This window comes from Anabaena sp. TISTR 8404, assembly GCF_056847745.1.
Genome location: NZ_CP180578.1, coordinates 2,638,542 through 2,658,353, shown reverse-complemented (window position 1 = coordinate 2,658,353; position 19,812 = coordinate 2,638,542). Strand labels below are relative to the sequence as shown.

The 19,812-nt window shown below is 37.2% G+C and carries 16 protein-coding genes; all 16 read left to right on the top strand.

All coding sequences use genetic code 11. The features are described 5' to 3' along the window. Positions 1–84 precede the first annotated feature (84 nt). The 16 genes from ACMX3D_RS11485 to ACMX3D_RS11410 all read left to right on the top strand — a co-directional run bounded on the left by ACMX3D_RS11485 (position 85) and on the right by ACMX3D_RS11410 (position 19,655). Positions 85–3,177 (top strand): N,N-dimethylformamidase beta subunit family domain-containing protein, encoded by a 3,093-nt coding sequence (locus ACMX3D_RS11485; RefSeq protein ID WP_482751547.1) that lies wholly within the window; start codon positions 85–87, stop codon positions 3,175–3,177. Continuing rightward, the gene (locus ACMX3D_RS11480) at positions 3,177–4,292 is read left to right on the top strand and encodes a hypothetical protein (protein ID WP_482751546.1); all 1,116 of its coding nucleotides are present in this window, start codon (positions 3,177–3,179) and stop codon (positions 4,290–4,292) included. Before ACMX3D_RS11485 ends, ACMX3D_RS11480 begins: the two co-directional genes overlap by 1 nt. Positions 4,293–4,409: 117 nt before the next feature. Further along, the gene (locus tag ACMX3D_RS11475; RefSeq protein WP_482751545.1) at positions 4,410–5,228 is read left to right on the top strand and encodes a glycosyltransferase family 2 protein; all 819 of its coding nucleotides are present in this window, start codon (positions 4,410–4,412) and stop codon (positions 5,226–5,228) included. 236 nt (positions 5,229–5,464) lie between these two features. Next, complete coding sequence (locus ACMX3D_RS11470; RefSeq protein ID WP_482751544.1) at positions 5,465–6,436, top strand: GDP-mannose 4,6-dehydratase; 972 nt, start codon at positions 5,465–5,467, stop codon at positions 6,434–6,436. Between the two features lie 668 nt (positions 6,437–7,104). Beyond that, positions 7,105–8,385: an ABC transporter ATP-binding protein gene (locus ACMX3D_RS11465; RefSeq protein ID WP_482751543.1), complete on the top strand. Its 1,281-nt coding sequence runs from the start codon at positions 7,105–7,107 to the stop codon at positions 8,383–8,385. Between the two features lie 121 nt (positions 8,386–8,506). Next, complete coding sequence (locus tag ACMX3D_RS11460; protein WP_482751542.1) at positions 8,507–9,196, top strand: class I SAM-dependent methyltransferase; 690 nt, start codon at positions 8,507–8,509, stop codon at positions 9,194–9,196. A gap of 23 nt (positions 9,197–9,219) precedes the next feature. Then, on the top strand, positions 9,220–10,131 hold the full coding sequence (locus ACMX3D_RS11455; RefSeq protein ID WP_482751541.1) for a glycosyltransferase: 912 nt from the start codon (positions 9,220–9,222) through the stop codon (positions 10,129–10,131). A gap of 131 nt (positions 10,132–10,262) precedes the next feature. Next, the gene (locus ACMX3D_RS11450; RefSeq protein ID WP_482751540.1) at positions 10,263–11,132 is read left to right on the top strand and encodes a glycosyltransferase family 2 protein; all 870 of its coding nucleotides are present in this window, start codon (positions 10,263–10,265) and stop codon (positions 11,130–11,132) included. A gap of 27 nt (positions 11,133–11,159) precedes the next feature. Further along, positions 11,160–12,137 (top strand): hypothetical protein, encoded by a 978-nt coding sequence (locus tag ACMX3D_RS11445; RefSeq protein ID WP_482751539.1) that lies wholly within the window; start codon positions 11,160–11,162, stop codon positions 12,135–12,137. Between the two features lie 50 nt (positions 12,138–12,187). Further along, positions 12,188–13,153, top strand: a complete 966-nt coding sequence (locus ACMX3D_RS11440) for a glycosyltransferase family 2 protein (protein WP_482751538.1) — start codon at positions 12,188–12,190, stop codon at positions 13,151–13,153. A gap of 135 nt (positions 13,154–13,288) precedes the next feature. Continuing rightward, positions 13,289–14,416 carry a glycosyltransferase family 4 protein gene (locus tag ACMX3D_RS11435; protein WP_482751537.1) on the top strand — a complete coding sequence of 376 codons (1,128 nt, stop codon included), beginning with the start codon at positions 13,289–13,291 and terminating at the stop codon, positions 14,414–14,416. 17 nt (positions 14,417–14,433) lie between these two features. Continuing rightward, the gene (locus tag ACMX3D_RS11430; protein ID WP_482751536.1) at positions 14,434–15,513 is read left to right on the top strand and encodes a glycosyltransferase family 4 protein; all 1,080 of its coding nucleotides are present in this window, start codon (positions 14,434–14,436) and stop codon (positions 15,511–15,513) included. 46 nt (positions 15,514–15,559) lie between these two features. Further along, on the top strand, positions 15,560–16,888 hold the full coding sequence (locus ACMX3D_RS11425) for an O-antigen ligase family protein (RefSeq protein ID WP_482751535.1): 1,329 nt from the start codon (positions 15,560–15,562) through the stop codon (positions 16,886–16,888). A gap of 147 nt (positions 16,889–17,035) precedes the next feature. Further along, complete coding sequence (locus ACMX3D_RS11420) at positions 17,036–18,235, top strand: glycosyltransferase (protein ID WP_482751534.1); 1,200 nt, start codon at positions 17,036–17,038, stop codon at positions 18,233–18,235. Positions 18,236–18,306: 71 nt separating this feature from the next. Further along, the gene (locus ACMX3D_RS11415; RefSeq protein ID WP_482751533.1) at positions 18,307–19,080 is read left to right on the top strand and encodes a glycosyltransferase family 2 protein; all 774 of its coding nucleotides are present in this window, start codon (positions 18,307–18,309) and stop codon (positions 19,078–19,080) included. 5 nt (positions 19,081–19,085) lie between these two features. Next, entirely contained in the window at positions 19,086–19,655 is a 570-nt protein-coding gene (locus tag ACMX3D_RS11410) for a YdcF family protein (protein ID WP_482751532.1), read from the top strand. Positions 19,656–19,812: the final 157 nt, after the last annotated feature.

Genomic DNA, 19,812 nt, shown 5'->3' with positions numbered 1-19,812 from the left:
TATTTGATTAAAAAACACACAGACGTACTGTATTTTAAACCAGGTCTTAAATGTTAAATAAAAAGTTTTAGTATAAGGAAAACTATGATGAATAATCAAAGTAATTTCGATAAAAATCAGAACAAATCTATAAGCAATCAATCTGAAATATCCAATGAGAACGATGAATTTTTAATAGCACAAGTTTTAACAAGTCAAACAGTATTAACAACCCAGACTCCAGATAATACCGATGCCAGTGATAATAATGCCTCCTATGAACTGGGAATGAAGTTTCGTAGCACCAGAGCAGGTAAAATTACAGGAATTAGATACTATAAAGCTCCTAGTGAAACTGGCACTCATGTAGGCAAAATTTGGGCAGCAACTGGTGGTAATCCTTTGACAACAGTTACATTTACTAATGAGACTGCTTCGGGTTGGCAAGAACAGTTACTTAGTTCACCACTAAATATTCAAGCTAATACAACCTATGTGGTAAGTGTCAACTGTAATACCCACTTTCCGATCACTTATGATCAACTGCAAAACTCCATTGTTAATAGTGATCTCAGTTCTGTTGCAGACGGTAATAATGGTGTATTTGGTAGTGCTGGTAGTTTTCCTAGCAATTCCTATAGGAATAGCAACTATTTCCGTGACATAGTGTTTATTGCTGATGCTACATCTACTATTACTAAGGTGGGAGGCGATAACCAAACAGGTACAGCAGGAACTACCTTACCCAATCCCTTAGTTGTCCAAATTCATGATCCTAGCGGTAATCCTCAAGCAGGAGTCACAGTTAATTTTGCAGTTACCAGTGGTGGCGGGTCGGTTTCACCTGCAAGTGCAGTTACTAATGCTAATGGTCAAGCAAGCACAACTTTAACATTGGGAGCAGCATCAGGTGCTACAAATCCTGTAACCAATACAGTGAATTTAACGGCATCTGGGATTGGTGGTGTCACCTTCACGGCAACTGCTAATCCTTTAGTGCAGAACAATAATCTCACTATATTGACCACTCAAACACCAAGTATCCAAGATGCCAGCGACGGTACATCTTATGAACTAGGGATGAAGTTTCTGAGTACCGCAGCAGGTAAAATTACAGCTATTAGATTTTTAAAAACTCCTAGTGAAACTGGAACTCATGTGGGCAAAATTTGGGCTGGAACAGGAGGTGTGCCTTTAGCAACTGTAACTTTTACAAATGAGAGTGCTTCAGGTTGGCAGCAACAAAATTTGGTAGATCCATTATTCATTGAAGCCAATAAAGTCTACGTAGTTTCAGTTAACTGCAATAGTCATTTCTCTATTGCATACGATCAATTAGCTAGTCCCATTGTCAATGGGCCTCTCAGATCAGTGGCTGATGGTAATAACGGAGTATTTGGTAGCCTAAATAATTTTCCGACTAATTCCTACAGCAACAGCAACTATTTCCGCGATATTGTTTTCTCAGCTGGTAGTACTTTAATCAAGGTAAGTGGTGATAATCAAAGTGGCATTGTGGGTACTACTTTACCCAACAACTTGGTAGTTCAAGTTAATGATAGTTCTGGCACTCCCCAATCAGGAGTCCCAATTAACTTTGCAGTCTCCGGTGGAGGAGGATCTGTTTCACCTACTAGTGCAGTTACTAATGCTAATGGTCAAGCAAGCACAACGCTAACCTTGGGATCTATACCTAGTGGTGCCAATAATGGTACTGTTGTTACTGTCTCTGCCGCAGGTATTGGTAGTGTCTACTTTACGGCTACAGCTGTGCCAGCAAGTAGTAATCATATTGTTATGGAAAATCAAAAACCTGGCACTACAAATTGGAAAATCACCAACCCAGGGGGTAATGAAATTGCTGGCTACGCTACAGCAACTAGCGTCAACAAGGGTAGTAGTATAGGAATCAAAGTTTCCGTAGCAACACCAGGGGCATTTACCATAGATATCTATCGTTTAGGATACTATGGCGGTACTGGAGGACGGCTAATTACCAGCAGTGGTTCACTAAATGGGATTACCCAACCAGCTTTCACAATTACCGATGAGAATACTCGTCTTGCAGAGGCTAACTGGTCAACTTCTTATACTGTAAACGTTGGTAACGACTGGACTAGTGGTTTGTACATTGCCAAACTTACTTATCAGGCAACTGGCAAGCAATCACATGTATGGTTTGTTGTCCGTGATGACAGTAGCAATGCTGATATCTTATTTCAAAGTAGCTTTACAAACCACTTAGCTTATAGCAACAGTAGTGGTCGTAGTTTGTATGCTTTTAACAGTACTGGAGGTCAAAGAGCATTAAAAGTTTCTTTCGATATGCCATTCTCACAAACAACTACACAACTTGGTGAGTTTAACAATCTTCTGCGTTGGGAATATAACATGGCACGCTGGTTAGAGTCACAAGGTTATGACGTGACATACGTTACTAACGTAGATGTACACTCTAATTCGGCGTTGCTACCGCAGCACAAGATATTTATGTCAGTTGGCCATGATGAATATTGGTCAATGGAAGCACGGAATCATGTTGAACAAGCCCGTGATGGTAGTCAACCAGTGAATTTAGCGTTTTTCTCAGCTAATACTTGTTATTGGCGGGTGCGGCTTGAGAACTCCAGCACTGGCCAGGCTAATCGAGTTATGGCATGTTACAAAGATGATTGGGCGCAAGATCCAGTCGCACCAACTAATAAATTCCGCAGTCCACAAAACAATAATCCGGAAAATGCCCTGCTAGGTGTAATGTACACAGGCGATCGCGATTCTGTATATGGTGGTTATGATTTTGTGGTAACCAATAGTACCGACCCTTACTATGCCCACACAGGTCTAGAAGATGGTGATGAAATACCACTATTAGTGGGTTTTGAATGGGATGCAGTGATTAACAATGGTGCAAGCCCAAGTGGGTTAGTTGTTTTGTCACAATCACCAGTTGATCCAGGAACTATAGATCCGGATGTTCCTCCTGGAACAGATTATCAAATATCAAATGCTGTTCGCTACACAGCTGCTAGTGGAGCCAAAGTCTTTTCTACTGGTTCTATTCAGTGGGCATGGGGACTAGATAGTGATGGTGTGATCACACCACGCGAAGATATCCGCGCTAAACAAATCACTGTCAATATCTTAAAAGATATGGGTGCAATCCCAACAACCCCAGATTCAGGCATCATAGTGTCTTGATGAAAACTGTAAAGCAGGTAGTAATGATTGACATTGCTACCTGCTTTACATCTGAGAAATATGTATCTTCTCAGCCGTATAAAAATATTTTTAATCAATCTGGAAATCATATGAACCTGAGCTTAAGACGCCGCAGATTTGGTCAGCTGATGATCGCTAGTGCCACTACCGCCGCGATCGCTAAAGTAGGAGACAAAACATTAGCACAATCCACATCTTCAAAACTTGTTGGCTTTAGTCTTGACCCCAACAGTATCAAGCTTGAGCTATCTCTTTTTGGTTTACTATCTCTCTCTGTTAGTACCAATCTTGCCAATACAACTCCACAAGTAGTTATACAAACTTTAGACTCGCTAACTGGAAAATTATTATCAACACTGGAAGTTGCATCTAACCTCGTTACAAACTTAAGAACCTCAACTGAAAGCGTTCCTAAAGCCTTATATAGCCAAACCTATGAGCGGATTACTGATGCAACCACTTTAACTGATGGTAGGTTGGTAATTTCTTCTTGTGTAAGTACCCAGAAGGGTAATTATAACAAAATTGTCATATTTGATGCTAAGAATTATTCATATCAACAAGGTCTAAAAGTATCAGGATTTCGTACCAATAACGCCACTATTGAAAGCGTGATGGCGATGAAAGATAATCGGCTTTTGAGTATTATCAGTTTAGGCGAGGGAGTTCCACCTTTTTACTTCGCTGTGATTGACTCTAAAACAGGTAAAATCACTGCTGGGACGGAACTAGGATTACCTGATTTGTCTCCAGATGAACGCTTTAGTAATTTGGCTCAAGCTCCTGATGGTAAAATTTACGCTACTAATATTGATCGAGAAGGAAATATAAATATAGTGCAAATAGATTTAAAGAACAGGTCATTACTTACTGGTAAAGCAAAAATTGTCCCCTATGTACAGTTGCACTTGGAAAAAAAAGCGTTGAGAAATGATTTATTAAGTATGGCCTTTTCTTCAACCGGACAACTGTATGCACTTGCTGCTCCTCATGGTGAAAAAACTAAATCCTTGTACACCATAGACTTGAAAACAGGTGAGTTGCAGTACTTAACAAAATTTTTAGTTGATCAAATTGCATTTGCTTTCTATTGATTTAGCAGTATCTAAAATGCAATTAAAGTTCTCTAAACCCCTACTGTTCAACAGGCAGGGGTTTTTATTATCGGATACTCAAAATTGTTCTAATTGACTTAAATAAAGGCGAAAAATATGCACTCACAATTCTCGTTTTTAGAAAAAATAGCTCAAAAACAATCCATTAGCATTATAGTTCCCTGTTTTAATGAATCTGAAGGGATTGCATCTTTAAAGAAAAAATTGGAGCCAGTTTTAACAGAACTGAGAACCATGAGATCAGTGGAAGTAATTTGTGTTGATGATGGCAGCAGTGATGATACTTTTTTGAAATTACACGAATACTTTGGTCAAGAAGCTCAAATTATCCGTCATCCAAAAAATAAAGGTTTGTCAGCAGCAACAAAAACTGGTGTGGCGCACTCAACAGGTGAGATTATTTGCACTATAGATAGTGATTGTACTTACGAGCCTTACCAGCTAATCGGTCTTTTAGAATTAATGTATGACGATGTTGACATTGTGACAGCATCGCCTTATCATCCCCAAGGTAAGGTGAAAAATGTTCCAGAGTGGCGTTTATTTCTCAGCAAAGGTTTATCAAAACTTTATAGACTGGTGCTTCCTCAAAAGTTACATACCTATACCAGTATGTTTCGCGCCTACCGCCGGGAAGTATTAGAAACAGTCAACATCAGGCATCCAGGATTTCTGGGTTTAGTAGAAATCATTGCAGAAGCAATGTTACAGGGTTATAAAGTTGCAGAGTATCCAGCCGAATTGAAGCGTCGGCAGTTTGGACAGTCTAAACTGCGTGTAGCAAGAGTTATTTGGAGCCACATCAAATATATTAGTCACCTAGTTGTAAGGCAAATGTTTCAACCAAGGAAAGCTAGCTCATGGCAACGTAAATATAATACTAATAAAATTTATGCTTCTAAAAATAATCGATGACTTTGGAGTGACAACTCCTCTTCTAAGATTCTGGCAGCATATTATTCGGAAACGTTTATTTACCTTGCCATAACCCGTATTATGCTGAAGCGACTTCGCTTAACCTTGACTCTCTAAAAATTTTAAAACACCCTCTTACAGAATGACCTTATTCCAAAAAGTTATGATAACATCGTGTTTTATTTTACCCTTGTGTTCAAGGGTAGTAACCTTAAAACAAGTGAAATTACTAATTTATGAGTATGCAAAAAAAAGCACTTATCTGTGGAGTCTCAGGGCAAGATGGAGCTTATTTAGCACAGTTATTATTAAATAAAGGATACATCGTCTGTGGAACTTCACGGGACGCACAAATTTCGTCGTTTCATAATTTAGTCCGCTTGGGTATTTATGATCACGTGAAACTAGCATCTGTGGCATTGACTGATTTCCGCAGCGTCCTACAAGTTATCACAAAAATTCAACCGGATGAAATTTACAACTTAGCAGGCCAAAGTTCTGTGGGTCTGTCTTTTGAGCAACCAGTAGAAACTTTAGAAAGTATCGCTACCGGTACTCTTAATCTACTAGAAGCTATTCGTTTTATTGGCGCTCCCATTAAACTGTACAATGCTGGTTCTAGCGAGTGCTTTGGCAACACTGGTGAACAGGCAGCAAATGAAAATACGCCATTTCGTCCTCGAAGTCCCTATGGTGTTGCTAAAGCTACAGCTTTTTGGGAAGTAGCTAATTATAGAGAAGCTTATGGCTTATTTGCTTGTTCCGGTATATTATACAATCATGAGTCTCCTTTAAGACCTGAAAGGTTTGTGACTCAGAAAATTGTTTCTGCGGCCTGCCGTATAGCTCAAGGCAAGCAAAATCATCTTTATTTAGGCGATCTTTCTGTTCAGCGTGACTGGGGTTGGGCGCCTGAGTATGTTGAGGCGATGTATTTAATGTTGCAGCAAGAACAACCAGATGATTATGTAATTGCTACAGGTAAGACATCAAAATTAGAAGATTTTGTAGCACAAGCTTTTGCTTGTTTAGGGTTGGAATGGTGTAAATATGTAATTAGTGATACTAGCTTATTTCGACCTACTGATATTGCAGTTGGCAGAGGTAACCCAGCCAAAGCAAAAGCAAATTTGGGATGGCAAGCAACATTCACTATGAAGGATGTAGTGCGAATTATGGTAGAAGAGAAGCAAAAATCTTATTCCTAAAGTCGATAATATTTAGCAATTGTGTTCTGATTATTCAATTAATAAATCATATATTACAACGGGATATTGAGCGATATAGCCAAATAGTGCAGATTAAAGGATGATTGCATAGCTGATAAATATCGAGTAATTGCAGTAAAAATTAGGATTAGATTAACTTACCAGTCTAAAATAAACAGTATATGCAATTATCTAGCAATCCTAAATCATTTGTGAAAAATCGCAGTTGTTGATATGGTAACCATTGGAAGTGGCTAGTAGGGTGCATGGCAGTACAGATGAAAGAGTTGATAGAGTTCATTCAAACTACAGCAGACCCCAGAGAACTAAAACAATCACTGGCTCGATAGAAGCTTCTGTTTTAGGTGATTCCTGTTCTACTCTCCACAATAAAACATAATAGAAGGAAATAATGGCACAGCTTTAGATACTATATCAAGCGATCACTGACTCTATGCTGCCCTCGAACATTACTGCTCTTTATAGTAAGAGTGATGTGTATTCCAAAATTGCTGAAATCTTTAGCTCATCAAGCATTTTTTGATATGCCTCAGTAAAAGAGCTTGCGAGTACTGAGATGATACTGCGCAAGTTTAAGAACACGCCATTATTTTTCCAGTGTTTCACCATATGATGAATATTTATTTAACTGAAAGAGGGCTTATTTAATGTCTGAAACTTGTATTAGAGTAGAAAATTTGGGAAAAAAGTACACTATTACTCATCAAAGCGAAGGTCTTAAATATAAGGCTTTACGAGATATTGTGACAAGTAAAGTCAAGACAATTAGTAAGCAAATTTTCAAATCTGCTGAAAAAACTACAAATCGAACTGGAGAAGAATTTTGGGCATTAAAAGATATTAATTTTGAAATTAAGCAGGGCGATCGCGTAGGTATTATTGGACGTAACGGTGCAGGTAAATCAACTTTATTAAAAGTTTTAAGCCGAATTACAGAACCCTCTAAGGGTAAGATAGCTATCAAAGGAAGAGTTGCAAGTTTATTAGAAGTTGGTACAGGCTTTCATCCAGAATTAACAGGCAGAGAAAATATTTATCTCAATGGTGCCATCTTAGGAATGAGTAAAGCAGAAATTAAGCGCAAATTTGATGAAATTGTTGATTTTGCTGAAGTAGAAAAGTTTTTGGATACGCCAGTCAAGCGTTATTCATCAGGTATGTACGTGCGCCTTGCTTTTGCTGTAGCGGCTCATTTAGAACCAGAGATTTTAGTTGTAGATGAAGTGCTGGCCGTAGGAGATATTCATTTCCAGAAGAAGTGTCTTGGAAAAATGGAGGATGTTGGAAAGGAAGGACGTACAGTTTTGTTTGTTAGCCATCAAATGGCTACTGTCGAAAATCTATGTTCAAAAGGCATTATATTAAGCTCAGGTAGCGTCAAATTTATTGGTGATACAAAGTCAGCAATAAATTTATATTTAAGAGACTTAGAAGCTCAAACAAAGTCATTAAATGTTTTAGATTTAAAACGCTCAGGTTCTGGAGATATAAGAATTACTAATTTTTCTCTGGAAGATATCTATGGTAATCCTCTTGTGTCCGCTGCTTCTGGCGAAGATTTGGTTTTAGTTTTCCATTATGAGGTACCTGTAGATAAGTTTATCAAAAATGCTAGTTTCGGATTTTCACTTCATACTTTTTCTGGAGAAAGAATTTCTATCCTATATAGCGATTATGTAGGAAGTACATTCTCTGGCATTCCAAAAGCAGGAAAATTTAAGTGCAAAATTAAAGACTTTCCTTTCGCAATTGGTCGATACTTTATAGCAGCAAGAGTTTTAGTTAATGGTATAGAAGCTGATTGGCCAAGAGATTTTATTGGTTGTATAGATGTTGTAGCTGGAGATTTTTACCGAACGGGGATTAGTGGACATAGTGGTACTGGGTTGGTTTTATTAAGAGGTGATTGGGCAATAGAAAATGCCTAAAATGCTATCAACTTATTTATATAACTTAATTTTTTCTTGAAGCTACTTCAAAAACAGAAAAAAATTCAATAGAATATTGGCAATCGAATTGTGAAGCAAAAGTACTATACTATCCAATATCATGAAAAGCAGTAACTTATTATATAGAATATCCATACATATTAATTGGCGGACAGAAATTTTTCTGACAAACTTTCAAAATTCTGTCATTAATCAAGAATTAGCAAAATTAGGGTGTCCAAATGCTAAAAATATTGGCACACACATGACCAGACGAGAACTAAACACTCTTTATATATTAGCAAAAGAACAAGGAACTACTGCTCAGGCGCTAGAAATAGGCTCATATTTGGGAGCTTCTAGTTGTTACATTAGCGCTGCTTTAGCTCCACAGGGGGGGCATTTATTTTGTGTTGATACTTGGGAAAACCAAACCATGCCAGAGGGTGAACGTGATACATTCTTGGAATTTAAAAATAATATTGCTGGTTTAGCAAAATACATAACTCCCCTTCGTAAAAATAGTCAAGACCTAACAACATCAGAATTGGGACATCCATTTAACCTTGTTTTTATTGATGGTGACCACAGTTATTTAGGTGTCAAAAACGATTACGAAAAGACTTCTCCTTGGATTGTAGGAGGAGGCGTACTAGCCTTTCATGATTGTATTGCTTTTGAAGGAGTAGCTAGAACTATTGGCGAAGCCCTTGCTAGTGGTAACTGGAAATTTGGAGGACAAGTTGATAATCTTCTCTGGCTACGCAAGGTAAAAAAAGGTTATTTAGAATTTGAACATTCAGCATTTTAAAACCAAGACCAAAATTAGGTTTTATGGAACTTCCTATTAGTGTAATTATTTGCACTCACAATCCTCGTTCTAATTATCTAGAGAGGGTTTTAGCTGCACTTGAATCTCAAACTTTATCTAAAGATTTTTGGGAACTTTTGTTAGTTGATAATGCTAGTAATAAAATTTTGGCTTCTGAAATTGATTTAAGTTGGCATCCTCAAGCTCGTCATATTAGAGAAGAAAAATTAGGTCTCACTCCTGCACGATTAAGAGGTATTAGTGAAGCTCAAGCTGGAGTACTAGTGTTTGTTGATGATGATAACGTTTTGGATTCCAGTTACTTAGAAGTTGTATGGCGAATTGCTAAAGACTATCCAATTATTGGTGCTTGGGGTGGACTAATTAAGCCTGAATTTGAAGAACCTCCTCCATCATGGACAAAGCCATATTTGGGAATATTGGCAATCCGAGAGTTTGAGCGTGATCAATGGTCAAATTTACTTGATAACTATGAGACAGTCCCATGTGGCGCAGGACTCTGTGTTCGCAAAACTGTTGCTCAAAAGTATGTAGATTTGGTTACTCAAGATCCTAAGAGAGCTGCCTTAGATCGCAAAGGGAAAATGCTTACATCTTGTGGAGACTCTGATTTGGCTCTAACAGCATGTGATATTGGTTTAGGCACAGGGATGTACACATCTTTAAATTTAACTCACTTAATACCTTCTGGTCGTTTGCAAGAAGACTATCTCCTGCGGTTAGTAGAGGGTTTATCTTACTCACAAACTATGCTGGCGTATTTTCGAGGCACTATTTCATCTGATTCTTTTTGGAGAGCATCAAATATATACTCATTGTACTTAAGTCTACGATATGGTTTTAGAGTAGCTCGTTTCCATCAAGCTGGACAAAAGGGGAGAAAACTAGCATTAAAAGAAATTGCCAATTTGTAAAACAAATTTGACATAATGCCAAGTATTATTTGCATTATGTCAAAAAATAACTCTAGTGGAAATTAGTAAATCATAAGGGCATAAACTTTTAAACTCAAAAATTAAAAAACCTACAAAAACAAATATTCAAAATGGAAGACAAAAAAAATAATTATGAATTTAAAGAGCCAATTGATGAGCTGAGAAGTGTATCTCAAAAATTACCTCTTGTGTCTATAATCACAGTAACTTATAACTGTCTTGAAGGTTTACGTGAAACATTCGCTAGTGTTACTTCTCAGACATATAAAAACATAGAATATATAGTGATTGATGGAGGTTCTCAGGACGGTACAGTAGACTTTTTGCGTGAAAAGAATCACAGCATATCTCACTGGGTGAGTGAAAAAGATGGTGGTATTTATGATGCCATGAATAAAGGAGTCTCAGCGGCTACTGGAGATTGGATCATATTTATGAATTCTGGGGACAAGTTTTTTGCAGAAGATACACTCGCTAAAGTTGCAGAATATATTGATGACTCCATAGATGTTATTTATGGAGGAGTTGAATTTATTATTAATGATAGATATGGCTACCGTACTTATCAACGTAAGCCGTATGATTTATCTATAATTTGGCATGAAATACCAACTTGCCATCAAAGTGTTTTTGTGAAACGAGAACTGCAAGCTCAATATCCTTTTGATACTTCCTTAGCTTGGTGTGCGGATCATGATTTTCTGGCTAAGGTGTACGTAGCTGGCTACAGCTTTCAAGAAATTCCTATAGTTATATCGAAATTTGATGCTTCAGGAGGAGCATCTAGAGATTTGTTGAGTTTTACTAGAGAACGTTGGTCTATTTGCAGAAGATATTTTGGTAATTCATGGGAAAAAACCTGGTATTTTATTAATGAATATAAAGGATTTTGGTTGCAAAAAAATTTTATTAGTAAAATACGTAATTTGATTCCCAGTGAATGGATAATTGTTTTACGTAAATATAGAGGAATATATTAGTTTAAGTTAAAAATATAAAAATTTAATATGGATCACTCTAAGAGTATTGGAGTATATTTTTCTGCAAATGATGTAGTTTATGATTGGGCGATCGCTTTTCTCAATAGCTTCAGAACCTTTAACCCAGATTTACGTCTGATTCTGATTCCCTTTAATGATGAGTGCGATCGCCTCCTAAAGTTGAGTGATATTTATAGCTTTGAGATATATACTGATTCATCCTTTTCTCGTTTAGAAGCGATCGGTCAAGGATTTGAACTAGGTTATACATCCACAGGCCCCTACTGGTTCAGGCGCTATGCATCTTTTTGGGGGCCACTAGATTACTTTATGTACTTAGATGCTCGCCAAATTATCTTAGCAGATCTCAAACCTTTTATTGAAGCAGTAGAAAACCTGGGATTTGACTTTTTACATTATGACTGCGCCATTGACCAAGTTTATGAACCTGGAGCATTTCGCCAAAAATTATTAAGACAAGGACGTGGGCGTGGGTTTAATTCTGGTCGTTGGGCTTCTCGTAAAGGATTATTTTCAATAGAAGAGTTTGAACAGTTAGCAGAGGAAGCCTTGAAAATCAGGGATCAACTCAACCCTAGAAATACAGATCAGGTGTTTATCAACTACTGTTGTGATATAAAACCCGTATGCTATGGGCATTTTGCTGAAGTATTCGGAGGAATTTGTCAACGTGGTTGGTCAGCACATTTAGGTAATATTTACCAGCAAAGTGGTAAATACTTTCTTTGGAATTTTGGCAGTGACGATCATAATAAACAGATTATTCTGCTACACTGGGCAGGATGCCGTATGAATTCTCTCTTACCTCATATCAACTTATTTTACCAATACTACTTACAACGAAAGCCTATTTGGAAATATGGCATAATTTATACATATATTTTTCTCAATTATCTTTGGCAAAAGCCTCTTGAAATTTTACGCAAGAATCATTTATTTAATACTTTATATCATCGAATAAAAAAGAAAATAAATATTATTTAGAGCATTAAATATTGATCGTTAATATGATTTTTTAGAGAAGAGATATCTATATGTTAAATCAAGAATTTATGGTAAAAGACAAAATTAGAGTGAATTCTGTTTCTGTTTTAATTCCTACTCATAACCGTGATTGGTTACTCAAGAAGACATTAGAAAGTCTTGCTCAAATTGAAGTACCTTCTTGTATTGTATTAGAGGTTATTGTTACTGCTAATGCATGTACAGATAATACTCTAACTTTATTAGATGATTACCAGAAAAAGTTTCCGTACACTTTAAAATATTTTAATGAAACAACTGCTGGAGCTAATATTGCAAGAAATCGCTGTCTCCAAGAGGCTCAAGGCGAAATTCTAGCCATAGTTGATGATGATATTCAGTTCGATAGAGAATGGTTGGTAGGATTAGTTGAGGCTTTTGAAAACTTTTCTATAGATATTGTAGGTGGCCGAATCCTGCTATGGTGGGAATCAGTAGATCCTCCACAATGGTTAAACCCTAAATTAGAGACACTTCTTTCGGCATACGATTTAGGCAATGAGATTATCCATGTTGATCTACCAGGCCCTATAGCTGCAAATCTAGCTTTTCGTCGCCATGTATATGAAACGCTTGGTTTGATGCATACAGGCATTCAAAATGAAAACAACAAAATCAACCGTGGAGATGAAGTAGAATATCTCATGCGTGCGAAAAAAGCTGGTTTCAAAGCGATTTATGCTCCTAAAGCATTAGTCCACCATTGGGTATCTCCTAATAAACTAAAATCTGACTTTTTTAAAGTAGCTGGTTTGGGATTTGGCAACTCTAGAGTGTATATAAAGGATAAATTAACCGTATTTAATACTTTTAGATCTTTATTAGGTTTTTCTTATTTAGCTTCAAAGTATGCGGTTCAAGTATTGTGGAATAAATCTCAAAAAGATGAATCTGCATATTTATATAGCTTATATACCTGCATGGTAGGCTTAGGAGGTATCCAAAGTACGTTTCATAGAATTTTTAGTAAAAAATAACACCGCACCATCAACAATTTTATTTATTTAGGTTTTTACTACTTAGTAAAAAGTATACAATAACTGTTATAAAAGAAGAAACTTTATAACTTTTGACCAACTATTTTCTTATTTGTACAAAAATACAATATGTGAATGAAAATTATTTCTTACATTCATCCTATTCGTACATACTTACCCTGCACAGGAGTAGGACGGCATATAAATAATATTTTACTAGGGATTGCAGCTACAAAAAAGATACAATTAGAACTTTTGTTCTCGCAACAATGGTTAGGAAAAGACAATAAGTTAGACCCAAGCTGTCCTTTGCGAGAACTACCCAAACATACTTTCCCTACACCAGAAAACTCCACTGAGCGTCTATGGAAGTTGCTTGGCTATCCAGGTATAGATAAATATTTGCCTGAAAAAATAGACTGGCTCTACGCACCGATGGAAACTTACATTCCGGTCTCCAAATGCCCAGTAGCTGTCACAATTCATGACATACAAGCATTTGAAATTAATTTACCTTGGTCAGGTAGTTGGCAACATCAATGGTTCCGTTATAAGTGGGGACGTTGGGTACGTCGTGCTTTATCTGATTGTCGGGTTATTTTTACTGTCTCAGAATTCTCCAAACAGCGGATGGTGGACTTACTGGGAGGCAATCCACAGAAAATTGTAGTGGTTGGGAATGGTGTGGAGCAGTCCTTCTTTGATATTGCCTCAAAAAATCCAAAAGACTTAAAGCTACCAGTTGAAGCACCTTATATTTTAGTAGTGGGTGGTTTGCGTCAGAAAAAAGGAGGTGATTACATCCTGGCTGTTGCACAGGCTCTACTTAGATGCAAAAGTAGCCTAAATATTGTTGTAGCTGGGGAATTAGAAGCAAATTACGTTGAAGCAGCTAAATCTTATTCCAACATTACCTTGTTAGGCATGGTTTCAGACGAAGTTTTACCACAGTTGCTACGTGGGGCATTATCTCTTTTATTTCTTTCGCTTTATGAAGGATTTGGTATGCCTGCTCTTGAAGCGATGGCTGTAGGTATTCCAGTAATTGTTTCTAACAGAGCTTCTCTACCAGAAGTTGTTGGTAATGCTGGGATTGTTGTTAATCCAGAAGCAACTGAAACCATAGTGGAGATACTTGTGAATTTGGCGGAAAATAGTTATCTTGTCGAAGAATATGCTCAACTAGGGCGTATACATGCAGCACAATATACTTGGTCACAATGTGTAGATCGGGTAATAACTGCTTTACAGGAATTTGCTTAATATCAATGACAGTAACTATGACTTTAAAAGTAGTCTTTTGCTGGTCTGACATCTCTGGTTATATGGCAGCTTGTTGGCGAGCTTTGCATCAATTACCAGACATTGATGTATTTGTTGTTGCCTTTCAGGCTCACACTGAAACAGAGTTTTCTGACCAATTGATGCAAGGTATTCCTTGTCAGCTGTTAGATATACAAGAAAGAGAAGATGCTAATTTAATTAAGCATTTAGTTTTGTCAGAATCTCCAGATGTAATTGTTCTTTGTGGCTGGTTGCATAAACCCTATCATCAGTTGGCGTTTATTTCTGAATCCCAGAAAATAGCCATAGTGATGACTATGGATACTCCTTGGTGGGGGACTTGGAGGCAGCACCTAGCTCCTTGGTTTCTCCGCTCCTATTTAAAACACATAAATACTGTGGTCGTGGCTGGAGAGCGTAGTTGGCAATATGCTTTACGCTTGGGAATTGACTCAGCAAATATAGTGCGTGGGGTTTATGGTATTGATTACGATGCCTGGTCTCCACTATGGCAACATCGTACTCAGTCGCAATGGCCACGTTGTTTTTTATTTATTGGCCGCTACGTTCCGGTTAAGGCAGTTGATGTCTTAGTAGAAGCTTATCAACTCTATTATTCCCAAGTTTCCAACCCTTGGAAATTGGTATGCTGTGGAAAAGGTTCTTTGGAAACATATCTTCAGGGTAAGCCAGGAATCGAAAATAGAGGATTTCTACAGCCATCAGAAATGCAAGAGGTTTGGCAATCAGCAGGGGCTTTTATCTTGCCCAGTAGGTTTGATCCTTGGCCTTTAGCTTTGGTAGAGGCAGCAGCAGCAGGTTTACCTGTTATATGTACCGATGTTTGTGGTTCTGCGGTTGAGGTAGTTCGCTCTTGGTATAATGGTTTAATTATACCTAAAGAATCTCCAGAAGCTTTAGCCAAAGCGATGGTGACTTTACATAAAAATTACCTTGAGTTACCAACTTGGGGAAAGCGATCGCAACAACTAGCAGCTCCCTATGCTGCTAACATCTGGGCAATTCGTTGGCAAGAGTTAATACACCATACATACCAGATGAAATCTGCCAAGTAAAATACCAGTGATTTGGTTTTCGGAATTTTGGTATGAACTCTAAAATATGGCTTCAAATTTTACAGATAAACTTCTTGATCTCATATTTAGCCCTTATGCCCTAATAGGTATTGTCATCATTCTGATATTCTTGGAACAAGCTACACGCTCTCGCCGTTTAGCTTGGTTTTTATTCTCATTATTTTGTTATGCAGCTTCACTTGGGAAGTTCCAGGATGAATGGATAAAGGAACCCCCATCTTTAGTTTTTCCCTTACAGCAGATACGTGATATGGGTCGCCCCCTAACCATAGTTTTGCTCGTTTTACTGCTTTTATTAGGAATGCAAACGCGGAATGGGTGGCGACGGATACTAACTCCACAACCAGTTTATTACCTCATAGCATTTCAGGTGGCAGTTTTTTTTAAACTTCTACTTTATGGCGATCTCAACTTTGGGCTAATTGCATTAGTGACATTTTTGGCACTTGTACTGATGTTTAAAACAGGGCCGTGGCGTTGGTTACAAGATGAACATAATTTCCACTTAGGAGTTTGGTCACTGGCTATGGTGGGTGTTATATTCGCTGTTGCCTGTGCTTATCAGGCAAAATTCAATATGCAGGCAATGACATTTGCACAAGGAAGGTTCTTAGGAACTACTGGAAATTCACAACATGCAGCTGCTCTTTTAGCTGGGACTGTTCCCAATTTTTTATTTCTCATAGAAAGCCGCAAAAGATGGGATTGGATAAAAGTTCTGTGGATAGTTCTTTTACTCCTTGTTGTTTACTTCCTATTTCTCACTGGTTCCCGTACTGGAGCAATGATGACAGTCAGCTCAATTTTATGTTTCTATCGCAATAAAGGAAGTACTTTGCTAAAGCTAGGCTTATTTGTTGGAGTATTATCTGCTATATCTTTTTTCTTTAAAAATCCAGAGACAGATATAATTTCCAGCAACGCTCCAGCTAGTGACAGGTTTGTTTCAGGAGGAAATACGCGTGAAGGAGCATGGTCTGGGATGTGGAATGGATTTATGAACAATCCACTTTTTGGCTCACCACTGTACGGAGATCGGGTAGTTTTTGGTGAAAGTACTTGGTTAGCTGCTGGAGATACTACAGGATTGGTAGGATTTATACCAATATTAATGGTGGGTCTAGGATGTTTGAAAATGATATTTCAACTTCATAAACTAAGTAACAGGAAACCTAGTTACTTCTTACACAGTAGTACTGTTATTGCTGGGTTGGCAGGTCTTTTAGTAGGAAGCTTTTCAGAAGCTCTTCTTTTGGGAAATTTATCATTTTCTGTATTTTCATTGTTAATGTATTTATCTCTTGGAAAGTATTTGCTTGATTTGGATTTTGCTCAAAATAAACGTCAATTATAATAGGGAATACGAAGTCAAAATATTTTTGAATGATTCATAGTGTTGACTAAAATTTATTTAGAGCTTTTTCAGATAAAGTTATATATTTGTTCATTAGATTAATAAAAAAGCTATACATACCAATTTTTTAGCGAGTTAATTTTACTAATGAAAGTTCTCCACGTTATTCCTTCGATAACAAAAGTGCGTGGTGGCACTAGTCAGGCTGTATTAGATATGGTCAAGGCATTACGACTTAGCAATGTTGATGCTGAAATCGCCACTACAAACGATGATGGTGATAACTTGCTGGATGTTCCGCTAGGAAAGTGTATTGAGTTCAATCATATACCAGTTTGGTTTTTTCACCGTTTTTCGCCCGATATTAAAGCAGTTAGAGAATACGCATTTTCTGCTGATCTAACGCAATGGCTTTGGCAAAATATCACTAAATATGAACTTGTACATATTCACGCTCTGTTCTCCTATCCATCTACAATTGCAATGGCGATCGCTCGCCTTAAAAATGTACCTTATATAGTGACTCCGCATGGTCTACTGTGTGAGTGGTCTTTACAACAAAGTCAGCGTAAAAAACGAACTTACCTCAAACTTATAGAAAGAGCTAATCTCAACGCTAGTCAGAAAATCCACTTCACTTCCCAAAAAGAACAGCAAGAAGTTTCACTATTGGGATTGCAAGCTTCCAACTTTGTTTTACCTCTGGGAATATCTTTACCAAACCAGATTTCTCATCCTCGCTACCGCTTACGGCAACAATTTAATATTCCAGAAGACGAACCTGTCATTTTATTTTTATCTCGACTACATTACAAAAAAGGCTTAGATTATTTGATTCCTGCTCTCGCTAAATTAGTTCACCACCGCTTTACTTTTATTTTGGCAGGTAGTGGTACTCCTGATTACGAAGCTGAAATAAAATCTTTGCTTATTTCTCATGGATTACATGAGCGCACTCGAATTGTAGGCTTTGTTGCAGGTGAGACAAAAGATATACTGATGCAGGGGTCAGATTTATTTGTTCTTACCTCTCATTCAGAAAATTTTGCGGTTTCAGTTTTGGAATCATTATCTGTAGGTGTTCCTGTTCTTGTAACTCCTGGTGTGGCTCTAGCTTTCGTTGTGCAAGAAAATCAATTAGGTTATGTTCCTAAAATGGATGTTTTAGCGATCGCTAATGCTTTGGAAGATTTTCTTAAAAATCCTCAATTAGCTCAAACTACAGGTATTCGAGCAAGTCAATTTATAAGAGAAAAATATACTTTAGAAAAATTGGCTTCTCAAATGCAGTATATATATACACAGATAATAAATAAAAGCAGACATCAAGTTTTTGATAAAAAGTAAAATATTTGGTATTCTTCCTGCTATTGGATTAGAAAAATATATAGGTTTATCTTCTATAAAATTTATTATTTATGCTGGAAAAAGTTACTCCATTAATTCTTACATATAACGAGGAAATTAATATCCATCGAACACTCCAAAAATTAACTTTTGCCAAAGAAATTATTATTGTAGACAGCTATAGTAATGACGCAACTTTAGAAATTATCAAATCTTATCCACAAGTGCAATTATTCCAGCGAAAATTTGATACTCACGCTACACAATGGAATTATGGATTACAGCAGGTTAACTCTGAATGGGTTCTATCTCTGGATGCTGATTATGTTCTTTCAGACCAGCTGATTGATGAAATTCAGCAACTACCTGAAGATTCTCTGATAGACGGTTACTTTGCTAAGTTTAAATACTGTGTTTTCGGTAAACCATTAAAGGGAACCATACTACCGCCAAGACAAATTTTGTTCCGAAAAAGTAAATCTATTTATATTGATGATGGACATACTCAACTTTTAGAGGTTAAAGGTAAATCAGCAATGTTATCAGGTTATATTTACCATGATGATCGCAAATCATTAAGTCGATGGTTGTGGGCGCAAGATAGGTATATGGTGATTGAAGTCAAGAAGTTATTAGAAACTCCATCCAGAGAATTGAGTTGGGGCGATCGCATCCGCAAACAAAAATTTCTGGCTCCTTTTATTATTTTCTTTTATTGCTTAATCCTTAAAGGTGGCATTCTTGATGGTTGGCATGGTTGGTATTATACATTTCAGCGTGTATTGGCAGAAATTCTTCTCGCAATCCGTTTGATTGAAACTGATTTGGCAAAAGAGCAAGAATAATTATTATGAGAAGGTTTGATCACCGACTCAAGAAATACTTAATATTAGCTTTAACAGGTTTGATAATTTTTCATTTACTGATCATTCCTGTTCGTTTAGCTATAGCCCAGTACCAAGCACCTCAACCTCAAGCTATATTAACCCTTGGTGCTTGGACTGATCGAGAAAAAGCTGCGGCTAAAATAGCACATTGGAATCCTTCTTTAGAAGTATGGGTTTCTTCTGGTACACCACCGGAACTTGTACAACCAATTTTTCGGGCAGCTGGTGTATCAAATAGTCGTCTTCACCTTGATTACTGTGCTGTTGATACTGTGACAAACTTTACCACAGTTATTCCTGCGTTTCAGCGTCGAAATATCAGACATATTTACTTAATTACTTCAGAGTTCCATATGCCTAGAGCAAAGGCGATCGCTACGTTGATTCTTGGTAGCCAAGGCATAGCATTCACACCCATTTCTGTACCATCAGAAAACCCTAAAAAAGAAACTATTTTGCCTATTATTCGAGACTTAGGTCGCTCTCTTCTTTGGATTTTTATAGGTTGTACGGGAGCATCTAGTAAGTGTTGAAAACTATACTCATCAAGTAGCTAAAATTTGCAAAAGACTTTTCATATACATAAAAACTATACATTGGAAAAAAGAGTAGATGGCAAATAATTTTTGCCATCTACTCCTATTTATTGCTTATCATTATCGTCAACTTAGTTGACGATACAAATAGACC